10 protein-coding genes and 1 pseudogene are annotated in these 12,870 nt (G+C 69.6%); 8 read left to right on the forward strand and 3 right to left on the reverse strand.

The window, feature by feature from the left end:
* From FHS42_RS33935 to FHS42_RS33950, 4 genes and pseudogenes are all read left to right on the forward strand, one after another.
* Positions 1-213 (forward strand): annotated as a pseudogene (locus FHS42_RS33935) (flavodoxin-dependent (E)-4-hydroxy-3-methylbut-2-enyl-diphosphate synthase); the annotation flags it as partial.
* A gap of 120 nt (positions 214-333) precedes the next feature.
* Positions 334-1,179 carry a GNAT family N-acetyltransferase gene (locus FHS42_RS33940; protein ID WP_184579817.1) on the forward strand — a complete coding sequence of 282 codons (846 nt, stop codon included), beginning with the start codon at positions 334-336 and terminating at the stop codon, positions 1,177-1,179.
* 28 nt (positions 1,180-1,207) lie between these two features.
* On the forward strand, positions 1,208-1,783 hold the full coding sequence (locus FHS42_RS33945) for a GNAT family N-acetyltransferase (RefSeq protein ID WP_184579819.1): 576 nt from the start codon (positions 1,208-1,210) through the stop codon (positions 1,781-1,783).
* A gap of 745 nt (positions 1,784-2,528) precedes the next feature.
* Complete coding sequence (locus FHS42_RS33950; RefSeq protein WP_184579821.1) at positions 2,529-4,241, forward strand: proline--tRNA ligase; 1,713 nt, start codon at positions 2,529-2,531, stop codon at positions 4,239-4,241.
* A 142-nt stretch (positions 4,242-4,383) separates the two neighbouring features.
* On the opposite strand, the gene FHS42_RS33955 is transcribed toward FHS42_RS33950, so the two are convergent.
* The 3 genes from FHS42_RS33955 to FHS42_RS33965 form a co-directional block, all read right to left on the reverse strand.
* Entirely contained in the window at positions 4,384-5,334 is a 951-nt protein-coding gene (locus FHS42_RS33955) for an aminoglycoside phosphotransferase family protein (RefSeq protein ID WP_184579823.1), read from the reverse strand.
* A gap of 286 nt (positions 5,335-5,620) precedes the next feature.
* Positions 5,621-6,136 (reverse strand): ferritin-like domain-containing protein, encoded by a 516-nt coding sequence (locus FHS42_RS33960; RefSeq protein ID WP_184579881.1) that lies wholly within the window; start codon positions 6,134-6,136, stop codon positions 5,621-5,623.
* A gap of 234 nt (positions 6,137-6,370) precedes the next feature.
* Positions 6,371-6,934, reverse strand: coding sequence for a hypothetical protein (locus FHS42_RS33965; protein WP_184579825.1), 564 nt, complete (start codon positions 6,932-6,934; stop codon positions 6,371-6,373).
* A 206-nt stretch (positions 6,935-7,140) separates the two neighbouring features.
* Between FHS42_RS33965 and rimP the strand changes: the two genes are divergently transcribed.
* The 4 genes from rimP to infB all read left to right on the forward strand — a co-directional run bounded on the left by rimP (position 7,141) and on the right by infB (position 12,844).
* Positions 7,141-7,656: a ribosome maturation factor RimP gene (gene rimP, locus FHS42_RS33970; RefSeq protein WP_184579826.1), complete on the forward strand. Its 516-nt coding sequence runs from the start codon at positions 7,141-7,143 to the stop codon at positions 7,654-7,656.
* A gap of 2 nt (positions 7,657-7,658) precedes the next feature.
* A complete protein-coding gene (gene nusA, locus FHS42_RS33975; RefSeq protein ID WP_184579828.1) occupies positions 7,659-8,663 on the forward strand; it encodes a transcription termination factor NusA in 1,005 nt (334 codons plus the stop codon).
* Positions 8,664-9,226: 563 nt separating this feature from the next.
* Positions 9,227-9,505 (forward strand): YlxR family protein, encoded by a 279-nt coding sequence (locus tag FHS42_RS33980; RefSeq protein ID WP_184579830.1) that lies wholly within the window; start codon positions 9,227-9,229, stop codon positions 9,503-9,505.
* Positions 9,506-9,658: 153 nt separating this feature from the next.
* Positions 9,659-12,844: a translation initiation factor IF-2 gene (gene infB, locus FHS42_RS38875; RefSeq protein ID WP_184579832.1), complete on the forward strand. Its 3,186-nt coding sequence runs from the start codon at positions 9,659-9,661 to the stop codon at positions 12,842-12,844.
* The last annotated feature ends 26 nt before the right edge of the window (positions 12,845-12,870 follow it).

Raw genomic sequence — 12,870 nt, forward strand, 5'->3', positions numbered from 1 at the left:
TGTGTGGTCAATGGTCCGGGTGAGGCGCGTGAGGCGGACTTGGGTGTGGCCTCGGGCAACGGCAAGGGCCAGATCTTTGTGAAGGGCGAGGTCATCAAGACCGTGCCGGAATCGAAGATCGTGGAGACCCTCATCGACGAGGCCATGAAGATCGCCGAAGAGATGGAGCGGGACGGAACGATGTCTGGTGAGCCCAAGGTCACCGTCGGCTGACGGTGCCGGGGACTGCTCCGTTCACGGGCTGCGAGCGGTGCGGTGCGGGGGAGCGAGGTACAGTGCGGAAACCGAGTCCCCTGTGGCCCGCAGGCCCGCAACCATGAGGCATATCGACACGTGCTGACGACGACCACCACCAGGGTCCTTGAGCCGGGCGAGCTTGATAAGGCCCTCGCGGTCCTGGACCGCGACCCGGTCACCAACGCCTTTGTCGCTGCCCGGGTCCAGGCGGCAGGTCTGGACCCGTGGCGGCTCGGTGGTGAGATGTGGGGCTGGTACGCAGATGGGCGGCTTGAGTCACTGTGCTACGCGGGGGCCAACCTTGTCCCCATCTGTGCTACTCCTGACGCCGTACGGGCCTTCGCCGATCGAGCTCGTCGTTCGGGACGCCGCTGTTCCTCGATCGTCGGTCCCGCCGCCCCCACGGCTGACCTGTGGTCCCTGCTGGAGCCGAGCTGGGGCCCGGCCCGCGAGGTGCGTAGCCATCAACCGCTGATGATCGCTACGTCCACGCCCGCGAACATCGCGCCCGACCCGTTGGTACGCCGCGTCCACAAGGATGAAATGGACGTGATCATGCCCGCGTGCGTGGCCATGTTCACCGAGGAGGTCGGCGTCTCACCGCTGGCGGGCGATGGTGGCCTGCTTTACCAGGCCCGGGTGGCCGAACTTGTCAGCTCGGGCCGCTCCTTCGCCCGCGTACAGGACGGGCGGGTCGTCTTCAAAGCCGAAATCGGCGCGGCCACCCAACGGGCCTGCCAGATCCAGGGCGTCTGGGTCGCTCCCGAAGACCGGGGTCGCGGCCTGTCTGAGACCGGCATGGCCGCCGTACTTGGTTACGCCCTGCGCGAGGTGGCCCCTGTGGTCAGCCTGTATGTGAACGATTTCAATGCCGCGGCCCGTGCCGCATACCGGCGCGTTGGTTTCCGTGAGGTCGGCGCGTTCATGAGCGTTCTGTTCTGACTCGGAGTCGGCCAGTAGGGTGCCGGTCATGTCGCATCCCGCTGAGGGACCGTCCCCAGACCCCCGAGGCGTCGTCATCGGGCCGCTCGATCTCGCGGCCCGTGTTGACGATGCTCTCGCCGTTCAGGCTCTCGCCTTCGGATTGACGGATGACGAGATCGGCGTGCGGCGCCACATCGTGCTCCGCCACCTCGCCACTCCTGGCGCCCGCGCGCTCGGAGCCACCTCCGAGACCGGGCGGCTCGTCGGCTTCGTCTACGGTCTGCCGAACCACCGCGCCCACTGGTGGTCAACCGTCGTCGCCCCGTATCTCCGTGCCGAGGGACACGAGGGCTGGCTGGACGATTCGTTCGTCATCACCGAACTGCATGTCCACCCCGGGCACCAGAAGCGCGGCATCGGCCGGACCCTCATCACCGAGCTGACTGACGGGGCCGCCCAGCCACGCAGCATCCTCTCGGCGATCGACGCGGCAACCCCCGCCCACGGCCTCTACCGCGAACTGGGCTACCGAGACCTGGCCCGCCCCGTGCACTTCCCTAGCGCCCAGAGCCCGTACGTGGTGATGGGCGCACACCTGCCTCTGCGGCGACGGCGGGCGTGAGTTTTGTGTCCCAGCGGAAGGTCGCTGGGACGCATGATGCGCGCGCTCGCTGCAACGCGAGGCCCCTGGCCCTTGGCACAACATGCGGCCCGACGCACGGCGCCCGACGCGCGGGGCCCCACTGCGGCGCTGTACGGGGCGGGGCAGGGTAGAGCGGCGTGGGCGGCGCCTAGCTGACACGTGGCCTATCGATCTGCCGCACGGTGCGCGGGCCACGCAGATGCGGGGCACGGGGCGCGGAGCGCACGGCGCGTTGGACGGAGTGTGAGGCTGGTGGGCGGGGCCATGAGGCCGCAGCCCTGGCGGGTGGATCACGGGTCACGAGTCACGGTGCGGGGAGCGTTGAGGCGCGGAGCCGCCGGGCACCATCCTGCCGTTGACGGAGCACGGAGCACGGAGCACGGAGCACGGAGCACGGAGCACGGAGCACGGAGCACGGAGCACGGAGCACGGAGCACGGAGCACGGAGCACGGGGCCCTCCCCGCGTCGGCATGGGGCACGGAGCCTGCGGGGGTTGGTGAACGGTGCCACGGGCCCTTGCGTTACGCCATCGGAGCACGGGCCCCGGTGCCGTGGGCCTGGTTTCCTCACACGGAACACGGAGCCTGCCCCGCGTGGGCACAGGGCACAGGGCACGGGGCACAGAGCTACAGAGCACGGGGCACAAGGCGGCAACTCATTTCCCGGGCGGGATCTGCTGCGGTTAACCTCTCGCTCACCGCACCTCGTACGCAGGAGATCCCCATGGCCCATGCCGTCAACGTCCAGCGCATGTCCACGATGCTGCTCAAAACACTGCGCGACGACCCGGCCGATGCCGAGACTGCCAGCCACAAGCTGCTCGTCCGCGCCGGGTACGTCCGCCGCACCTCGGCGGGCATCTGGTCCTGGCTGCCGCTCGGCAAGAAGGTGCTGGACAATGTCTCCCGCATCGTGCGCGAGGAAATGGACGCGATCGGCGCTCAAGAGGTCCTCCTCCCCGCGCTGCTGCCGCGCGAGGCGTACGAGACGAGCGGGCGCTGGGACGAGTACGGCGATCTCCTGTTCCGGCTCAAGGACCGAAAGGGCGCCGACTATCTCCTCGGGCCCACCCACGAGGAGATCTTCACGCTGACGGTCAAGGATCAATGCACGTCGTACAAGGATCTGCCGGTGATCGTCTACCAAATCCAGACGAAGTACCGGGACGAGGCCAGGCCGCGTTCGGGAGTGCTGCGCGGCCGTGAGTTCCAGATGAAGGACTCGTACTCCTTCGACACCACCGACGAGGGCCTCGCAGAGTCCTATCGGCTGCACCGTGAGGCGTACACCCGGATCTTTGAGCGTCTCGGCCTCGACTATCGGATCGTGTCAGCTGTTTCCGGAGCGATGGGCGGTTCGGCCTCGGAGGAGTTTCTGGCGCCTGCCGCGGCGGGCGAGGACACGTTTGTGGACTGCCCCGCCTGTGACTACGCGGCGAACACGGAGGCCGTCACTTTTCACGCCGAACCGGGCGAGGACGCAGCCGCGCATGGCCCCGTCGAGGAACTGGACACGCCCGACACCCCCACCATCGAGACCCTTGCCGCGCACTTGGGCGTGCCCGCCTCCGCGACGCTGAAAAACCTCCTGGTCACGGTGGACGGCGAGATCACCGCGGTCGGCGTGCCCGGCAATCGCGAGGTAGATCTTGGCAAGCTGAGCGAACATCTCGCACCGGCGACCGTCGAACTGGTCACTGCCGAGGACTTCGCCAATCGGCCCGACCTGGTACGTGGATACGTCGGTCCGCAAGGCATGGCGGGCAAGGCGTTGCGCTACATCGCTGACCCGCGTGTCGCCCCTGGCACCGCCTGGATCACCGGGGCCAACAAGGCTGACACTCACGCGCGGAATGTCGTATGCGGTCGGGACTTCCAGGTGGACGAGTACCTGGACGTGGTCGTGGTGCAGCCGGGCGACCCGTGCCCGGCCTGCGGCGCCGGTATCGCACTCGACCGTGCCATCGAGATCGGTCACATTTTCCAACTAGGCCGCAAGTACGCCGACGCCTTCGAACTCGACGTACTCGGCCAGCAGGGCAAGCCGGTGCGGGTGACCATGGGTTCGTATGGCATCGGTGTCTCCCGCGCCGTTGCCGCGCTCGCCGAGCAGACTCACGATGAGGCAGGGCTGTGCTGGCCGCGAGAGGTGGCGCCGGCCGACGTCCACATCGTCGCGGCGGGCAAGGCGCTGCAGAATGAACTCGCCCTGGAACTCGCCGAGCGGCTTGGCGCCATGGGTGTACGAGTGCTGGTGGACGATCGGGCCGGGGTTTCGCCAGGTGTGAAGTTCACGGACGCGGAGCTGATCGGCATCCCGGCCATCCTGGTAGTCGGCCGCGGGGCGGCGAACGGCGTCGTCGAACTGAAGGACCGGCGCACGAACGAGCGCGAGGAACTGCCTATCGACGAGGCGGTGGCCCGCCTCAATGTGTGAGGCGGCTGGCACCTACCCGACGAACCATGCCGCCCCCGCTCCGCCTGTCCGCGTCTCCCGGCCCTCATGCCGCGGGGCACACGGGGCACGGGGCGTGGGGGCACGGGTGGTGCGCAGGGAAGGCCAGGAGGTTTCGCAGGGATCAGAGCCAGCCAGCGAACTCCAAAAGGAGCTCGCCGTCTTCTCGCTGACCACGGGTCAGTCGGTGTACGCCGGCTACCACGGAGCGGAACAGCGTCCAGCCGCGCAGTCGGTCACGGTCGAGCTCTAGGGAGTCGGCGAGCTTGTTGACGCGCCGACGAGCCGCGTTCGCGGCGCCGGGCAGCGCGATCAGGGTGTCCAGCCGGTCCCGGGTCAGCCATGCCAGGTCGTACGCGCGCTCGCCGGCTACCGGCTTGGGTGCGATGGCGAGCCACGGGGCCCGATCGCCGGCCAGCACCTTGCCCTGTTGATAGTCGCCGTGCAGCAGCAACTCTTCGGGCGATGTGGCGGTGAGTTCGGCATGCGCCGCCAGTGCCTCGTCAATCAGCGGCCCTGCGTCGGTGGCCCATGGGCGGTCGCGTGACTCGCGTAGAGTCGAGGCGTGGCGCGTGGTGCGTTCCGTAACGGTGGGGAAAACATGGCCTGCTGGCGGTGGCACCCAAAGGCGGCGCACCGTCTCGGCTGCCTCCAGCATCGACTTCGGCTCCGGTAGGGAGCGCAGACTCACCTCGCCGTGCAGCCGCTCCAGCAGAAGGGCACCGTCGGCCGGCTCGCTCCGAAGCACCTGTACGGCGCCGGAGCCGTCCCAATGGGAGAGCGCGGCCTGCTCGTGCTCGGCGCGCTCCGTCACCATGCTGAGCTTGAGCATCGCCGGGGTGTTGTCTGCCTGACGTACCGACACCAGCAGGCTTGCGCGTCCACCTGGCGCCCATACTCGGTCGGCAGCCAGCTCCCACCGTGCCAGGAGCCGGCCAACCCGCTCGGGTACCGTTGCCAACCAGGCTTGGCCTGCGTTGCCGTGCTCGGCCTGCAAAGCGCGCACCAGGCTCTGTGGCGGTTCGATGTGAACCCCCGTGTGCTCCGGGTCGCTGTCCTGCGGTGCTGCTGCCATTCCCGAGCTGTCCCTTTCCTTACCTGGCGGCGTCGCGCCCGCACGCGCCCCGTCGTTCAGGGCGTGTCGTGAGCCGTCCGCCCCGCTCCACGCCCCGTGCTCCCTGAGCCGTGAAATAGCCCCAATCTCTACGCTTCACGCGCAGTGCCTTCACCACCCATCGATGACTAGCCTGCCCCGTGCCCCGTGCCCCGTGCCCCGTGCCCCGTGCCCCGTGGTTTCGCTCCGTGCGCTGTGCGCGATGCGACGGCTGGGCACTCCGCGCCGCCGAGGTCCCTGGGGCGCCTCACAGCGCGTCGGTCGCGTTGCTTGTGGTGGCTGATGGTGCGCTGCCAGCAGCCCGCTCGGCCAGACCAGGGAAGGTTACGCTGCTGCCTCGCCAGCGCACTGCGCGGACCGCCGCCTCCCGCAGTGCGGCTGCGGCCTCGCGCCGTGTCGCCCCATCTGTGGCCCGTACGAGATCGGCGTAGACGGCGCAGACCCGGGCCTCCAGCTCGCCGGCGAGCCGGGCTGCCGCGGCGACGTCCGGCACGGGGAAGGGCAGGGCGTATGCCGCGGCGGAGCTGACCGGCTCGCCTTCCAGCGCCCGTACAGCTCGATCCAAAGCATCCCGGCGGGCCCGATGCGCCGTCAGGCCCTCGCGCGCTTCGGCCAGCCGCTGATCCTCGATCCGGCCCCCGACCACGCCGTACCCGTAGACAGCGGCATGTTCGGCAGCCAGCGCTGCCTGCATAGCTTGCAGCGCGCGCCGTGCTGTTGCGGGACCGCTCTCATCGTCGCCCTTGCCGCCATCGGCACTCATGACCGTCGCTGCAGGCTGCCAGGTGCTCATGTTGGCGTCCTCTCCGTCCTGTGACGTGCCCCGCTGTGCGGGTTCTTCCCGGCGGCGTAACCTCCGCGCCTCGCGGGAGAATCTCGCTCCGTGCTCCGTGCTCCGTGCTCCGTGCTCCGTGCTCCGTGCTCCGTGCTCCGTGCTCCGTGCCGCCACCGCGCGGCACCCGCGGCCACTGCCGTCGCCCCAGCGCACCGTGCTGTGTCACGCGCGGCTCTCTGCCAGGAGGTACGCGTGGGCGGCGTTACTCGCGGCCACTGAGGCGAGGAGCCGGGCGAGTTCAGGCGGGGCGGCGGCCAGGGCCAAGACGCGAGCGTCGGCGGTGTGGCGTTCCGCCTCGGCTAGCGCTGTGAGGGCCTTGCGGGCATGTCGGGGCACTGCGGGGGTACGGAGCGGGCCGCCGCTCGTGGCGTCAGCGGCGGGGTTGGGAGGCGAGGCCGACGCTGGAGTCGAGCCGAACGCCTCCGCGTGTCGGGCTACTTCCTCCCGCAGCGGACGGAGCCGGTTAGCGAGGGCTGGATGGGCTTCAGCCGTTGCGTCGTAGCGGGCGAGTAGCGCAGCGGACTCCCGCGCCGCGTGGCTGCGTAGGCGTTCGTCGGCTGACGCGCGCGCGTCGGTGTGTCCGCTGCCCCCGGAGTCGTCGGTGCAGCCCGTTAGCAGTGCTCCGGTGCCAGCCGCACCGATCGAGCCTCCGACGAGTGCGATCAGGCTGCGTCTGCGCGGGCCCGTGGGGCCCGGCGATGTTCTCGTGAGCGGCACGTTCCTCATTCCCTGCTCGTGATCACCGCAGGCGAGCGTACCCACCGCACCCGCCGGGCCGGTGCTGCCCCCGCCGGAGCCGGCCCCGTATGGGCTGCACCACGGGGCCGGGGTTGGCGCAACCTCCGAATCGTCAGCTCGTCGCTGGAACGGCTAGGCTTTGACCCGACACGCGACTTTCCAACAACAGCACACGCGGCCGAGGAGTCACCCGGATGAGCACCACCCAGAGCGAGAGGCTGCGCGGACTGCTGACACCGCTCGTCAGCGCGCGGGACCTGGATCTGGAAGAGGTCGAGGTGACACCAGCCGGGAAGCGGCGCGTGCTCCGCATCGTGGTGGACTCCGATGACGGTGTGCAGTTGGACGCGTGCGCAGAGCTGAGTCGCGCGGCCTCCCAGGCCCTCGACGAGACGGACATCATGGGCGGTGCCCCGTACGTCCTTGAGGTGACCTCTCCGGGCGCCGACCGGCCGCTCACGGAGCCACGGCACTATCGCCGTGCCACCGGCCGCCTCATCAAGACGCAGCTCGTTGATGGGGGAGAACTGGTGGCCCGGATCATCGCCGTCGATGACGACGGGCTTGACCTTGAGGTCCCGGGCGTCAAGGGTCGCAAGCCCACGGAGCGCCGCCTGGCCTTCGGTGAGATCTCCAAGGCGCGGGTGGAGATCGAGTTCAATCGTGCAGCCAGTGAGAAGAAGAACGACGAGAGCCAAGAGGAGGCGTAGCCGTGGACATCGACATGAGTGCCCTGCGGGGTTTGGTGCGGGAGAAGGAGATTTCGTTCGACCTGCTGGTCGAGGCGATTGAGGCGGCCCTCCTCATCGCGTATCACCGCACCGAAGGAAGCCGCCGCCGGGCGCGCGTTGAACTGGACCGGCAGACCGGTCATGTGACCGTGTGGGCCAAGGAGGACGCTGCGGACCTGGCGGGCGCTCAGGAGGGCGCCGAGCCACAGGATTTCGACGACACGCCCACCGGGTTCGGCCGGATTGCCGCGACGACCGCGAAGCAGGTCATTTTGCAGCGGCTCCGGGATGCCGAGGAGGAGATCACCTTCGGCGAATATGCGGGGCGCGAGGGCGACGTTGTGGCGGGCATCGTGCAGCAGGGCAAGGACCCCAGGAACGTGCTGGTAGATATCGGCAAGCTGGAGGCGATCTTGCCGGTACAGGAGCAGGTTCCCGGCGAGGACTACGCTCACGGCACGCGCCTGCGTACCTATGTCGTCCGCGTGGCCAAGGGCGTACGCGGCCCGTCGGTGACGCTCTCTCGTACCCACCCCAACCTGGTGCGCAAGCTCTTCGCGCTGGAGGTGCCAGAGATCGCTGACGGCTCGGTGGAGATCGCGGCCATCGCTCGTGAGGCGGGGCACCGTACGAAGATCGCCGTACGGTCCACCCGATCCGGTCTCAATCCGAAGGGTGCCTGCATCGGGCCGATGGGCAGCCGGGTGCGCAATGTGATGGCTGAGCTGCACGGCGAGAAAATCGACATTGTGGACTGGTCGGATGACCCGGCCGACCTGGTTGCCAACGCCCTGTCGCCGGCCCGGGTGAGCAAGGTTGAGGTTGTTGACCTGTCGGCGCGCTCCGCGCGGGTGACGGTGCCCGACTATCAGCTCTCGCTCGCGATCGGCAAGGAGGGCCAAAACGCCCGCCTCGCCGCGCGCCTCACCGGTTGGCGGATCGATATCCGCCCGGACACCGAGCAGCAGCCGGCCGACCAGGGCTGAGCTACGGGGCGCGCTGTTACGGGGTGCGCAGCCCCGTGCGCGGGGCATGGAGCGCCATGGGGTGTGGACTGGGAAGACCGGGCTCAGGTATGCGCGGAGGGCTCGGTCACCTCCGGCGCGGCTAGGGCAGAAGAGCGGCCGTGGCCGCCCGTCTCGTGACATGAAACACGGGAAATCGCAGGCCCCAGGTATGCGCTCCATGCGCCGTGACGCGCGGAATGCGAGCCGAGAGAAGACCTAGAGGCGCGGTGCCCCACCGGTGACGTGGAGCACGGGGCACGGTGCGGGCCGCCACGGCGCACGGTGTGTAAGACCACGGAGCACGGGGCGGGCCCGCTAGAGCACGCAGCACGGGGCACAGGGCACGGAGCACGGCGCGCGAGGCTGAGCCGTCACCGGCGGCAGTGCGTTCCGTGCCGGGCGTCGCTTGTGCTCCCGAACGTCGCCGTGGGCCCCGGGTCCCCGTCGATCGGGCCGGCGGGCTCAGCAGCGTAAGAAAGCAAGTGACCGGCCGATCGTTGCCCTAAATGGGTGATGTCGGCGCGGGGAGGTAGACTAAAACAGTGTCTGGCCGGACGCGCGACAGCGCATGCCCTGAACGAACCTGTGTGGGATGTCGGAAGCGCGCCGCCAAGGGCGATCTACTGCGCACTGTGGTGGCCGAGGGCGAATGTGTCCCCGATCAGCGCGGTACGCTGCCCGGCCGGGGTGCTTATGTGCACCCGACGCTGATCTGCCACGACCTGGCGGTTCGCCGCCGGGCGTTTCCCAGGGCCTTTCGGGTCCAGGGTCCGCTCGACACGACGGCCTTGCGCCAGTACGTCGAGCAGGTAACACCGTAAGAGTTGGAAGTACGGCACGGGACACCGTGCGGTCAGGTACCTCGCGAGTTGGAAGTAGGTCGAGATTGCGATGAGCACTCGATGAGTACGCGATGAGTACGCCCATGAAGTAGCGACGGTCCGGCGGTCAACCCCGGACCTAAAAGGAGCGATGTGGCTAAGGTCCGGGTATACGAACTCGCTAAGGAGTTCGGAGTTGAGAGCAAGGTCGTCATGGCCAAGCTCACTGAACTCGGTGAATTCGTACGTTCGGCGTCCTCGACGATCGAGGCGCCCGTTGTACGCAAGTTGACTGACGCTTTCCAGCAGGGCAACGGTTCTGGCCGTGCCGCTGGCAAGCCCGCGGCGCCGCGCAAGGCGTCGCCCGCCAAGCCGTCTGCGCCGACTCCGCAGGCGGCCCGTCCTGCTGCCCCCAAGGCTCCGGCGACCGGCCCCAAGCCGGCGTCCGACGGTCCTGCGGGCGAGACCAGCGCGACCCCCGCGCCGGGGCCGCGCCCGACTCCGGGCCCGAAGGCCCCGACTCCGGGCCCGCGCCCCGCTCCGGCTGCCCCTGTGGCGCCGGCAGCGCCGGAGGCACCGGAGGCCCCCGCAGCACCGGCCGCGCCTGTAGCACCGGCGCAGCCTGAGTTCACCGCGCCGCCTGCGGCCCCGGCCGAGTCTGCGGCCCCCAAGCCCAGTGGCGCCAAGCCTGGCGCCACCCCGGGCCCCCGCCCCAGCGCCCGGCCTTCCGGGCCTGGCCAAGGTGGTCAGGGTGGTCAAGGTCAGGGTGGTGGCCGCTCTGGCGCGCCGCGCCCCGGCGGTCAGGGCGGGGCTCCTCGTCCAGGCGGGCGCCCCTCCGGCCCGCGTCCGGGTAACAACCCCTTCACCTCCGGTGGCAGCACCGGTATGTCGCGTCCGCAGACGCCCCGTCCGGGCGGCCCCCGCCCCGGCCCTGCCAGCCAGGGCCAGGGAGGTCCGCGTCCGCAGGGCGGCGGCCAGGGTGGTCACGCCGGTCCGCGTCCGCAGGGTCCGGGCGGTGCCCGTCCGAGCCCCGGCGGGATGCCTCGTCCGCAAAGCGGCCCGGGCGGCGCCCCGCGTCCTGGTGGCGGCCCTGGTGGCCCCGGTGGTAACCGTCCGAACCCGGGCATGATGCCGCAGCGTCCGGCCGCGACTCCGCGTCCGGGCCCCGGCGGCGGTGGTGGCCGTGGCCCCGGTGGTGCTGGTCGTCCCGGTGGCGGTGGCGCTGCTGGTCGTCCCGGTGGTGGCGGCGGTGGCTTCGCCGGTCGTCCCGGTAGCCCCGGTGGTGCTGGTCGCCCCGGTGGCGGTGGCGGCGGTGGCTTCGCCGGTCGTCCCGGTGGCGGCGGTGGTGGCGGCGGCTTCGGCGGTCGTCCCGGCTTCGCCGGTCGCCCCGGTGGCCCCGGTGGCCGTGGTGGAACACAAGGCGCATTCGGTCGCCCCGGCGGCCCGGCGCGTCGTGGCCGTAAGTCGAAGCGGCAGCGGCGTCAGGAATACGAGGCCATGCAGGCCCCGTCGGTCGGCGGCGTGATGCTGCCGCGTGGCAACGGACAGGTCGTCCGCTTGTCGCGTGGTGCCTCCCTCACCGATTTCGCGGAGAAGATCAACGCCAACCCGGCGTCGCTCGTCGCCGTGATGCTCAACCTCGGCGAGATGGTCACGGCGACCCAGTCGGTCACCGACGAGACGCTGCAACTCCTCGCTGACGAGATGAACTACACCGTCGAGATCGTCAGCCCGGAGGAGGAGGACCGCGAGCTTCTCGAGTCGTTCTCCATCGAGTTCGGCGAGAACGAGGGCGGCGAGGAGATGCTCGTCTCCCGTCCGCCGGTGGTGACCGTCATGGGTCACGTCGATCACGGTAAGACGCGACTGCTGGACGCGATCCGCAAGACGAACGTCGTCGCGGGCGAGGCCGGTGGCATCACTCAGCACATCGGTGCCTACCAGGTCGCGACCACCGTCAACGGCGAGGACCGCGCGATCACCTTCATCGACACCCCGGGCCACGAGGCGTTCACCGCCATGCGTGCCCGTGGTGCGAAGTCAACCGACATCGCGATCCTCGTGGTGGCGGCCAACGACGGTGTGATGCCGCAGACGATCGAGGCGCTGAACCACGCCAAGGCGGCCGATGTGCCGATCGTGGTCGCGGTCAACAAGATCGACGTCGAGGGCGCGGACCCGACCAAGGTGCGCGGTCAGCTCACCGAGTTCGGTCTGGTGGCTGAGGAGTACGGCGGCGACACCATGTTCGTTGACATCTCCGCACGCCAGGGGCTGAACATCGACAGCCTGCTTGAGGCCGTCGTCCTCACCGCTGACGCCTCGCTCGACCTGCGCGCCAATGCGGAGCAGGACGCGCAGGGCATCGCGATCGAGGCTCACCTCGACCGCGGCCGAGGCGCCGTGGCCACCGTTCTCGTCCAGCGCGGCACGCTGCGCGTCGGCGACACGATGGTGGCGGGCGACGCGTACGGCAGGGTCCGGGCGATGCTCGACGACACCGGCGCCCAGCTCGAAGAGGCCGGCCCCTCGACTCCGGTCCTGGTGCTCGGTCTGACCAACGTGCCGGGTGCAGGTGACAACTTCCTGGTGGTTGACGAGGACCGTACGGCCCGTCAGATCGCCGAGAAGCGTGCGGCCCGTGAGCGCAACGCCGCGTTCGCCAAGCGCACCCGCCGGGTCTCCCTGGAGGACCTGGACAAGGTGCTCAAGGCCGGCGAGGTACAGCAGCTCAACCTCATCATCAAGGGCGACGCGTCTGGTTCGGTCGAGGCCCTTGAGTCCTCGCTGCTCCAGCTCGACGTCGGCGAAGAGGTGGACCTGCGCATCCTGCACCGTGGCGTCGGTGCGGTCACCGAGACCGACATCGACCTGGCGGCGGGCTCCGACGCCATCGTCATCGGCTTCAACGTGCGGGCCGAGGGCCGCGCCACGTCGGCAGCCGAGCGCGAGGGCGTGGACGTGCGCTACTACTCGGTCATCTACCAGGTGATCGAGGAGATCGAGGCGGCCCTGAAGGGCATGCTCAAGCCGGAGTACGAAGAGGTCGAGCTGGGTACGGCGGAGATCCGCGAGGTCTTCCGCTCGTCCAAGCTGGGCAACATCGCCGGTGTCCTTATCCGCTCCGGTGAGGTCAAGCGCAACACCAAGGCGCGCCTCCTCCGTGACGGCAAGGTCGTGGCGGAGAGCCTCAACATCGAGGGTCTGCGTCGCTTCAAGGACGACGTCACCGAGATCCGCGAAGGCTTCGAGGGTGGTATTAACCTCGGCAACTTCAACGACATCAAGGTTGACGACGTCATCGCGACGTACGAGATGCGGGAGAAGCCCCGCGGCTAATCTCGTCTGACCAACGGTCCGGGGCC

Source organism: Streptomyces zagrosensis (assembly GCF_014203645.1).
GTDB classification, from domain to species: domain Bacteria; phylum Actinomycetota; class Actinomycetes; order Streptomycetales; family Streptomycetaceae; genus Streptomyces; species Streptomyces zagrosensis.

Bases quoted from the DNA above. Each gene is read 5' to 3' on its own strand.
- FHS42_RS33955 (WP_184579823.1), bottom strand. From the start codon at position 5,334: ATGGCAGCAGCACCGCAGGACAGCGACCCGGAGCACACGGGGGTTCAC.
- FHS42_RS33950 (WP_184579821.1), top strand. From the start codon at position 2,529: ATGGCCCATGCCGTCAACGTCCAGCGCATGTCCACGATGCTGCTCAAA.
- rimP (WP_184579826.1), top strand. From the start codon at position 7,141: ATGAGCACCACCCAGAGCGAGAGGCTGCGCGGACTGCTGACACCGCTC.
- FHS42_RS33945 (WP_184579819.1), top strand. From the start codon at position 1,208: ATGTCGCATCCCGCTGAGGGACCGTCCCCAGACCCCCGAGGCGTCGTC.
- FHS42_RS33965 (WP_184579825.1), bottom strand. From the start codon at position 6,934: ATGAGGAACGTGCCGCTCACGAGAACATCGCCGGGCCCCACGGGCCCG.
- FHS42_RS33960 (WP_184579881.1), bottom strand. From the start codon at position 6,136: ATGAGTGCCGATGGCGGCAAGGGCGACGATGAGAGCGGTCCCGCAACA.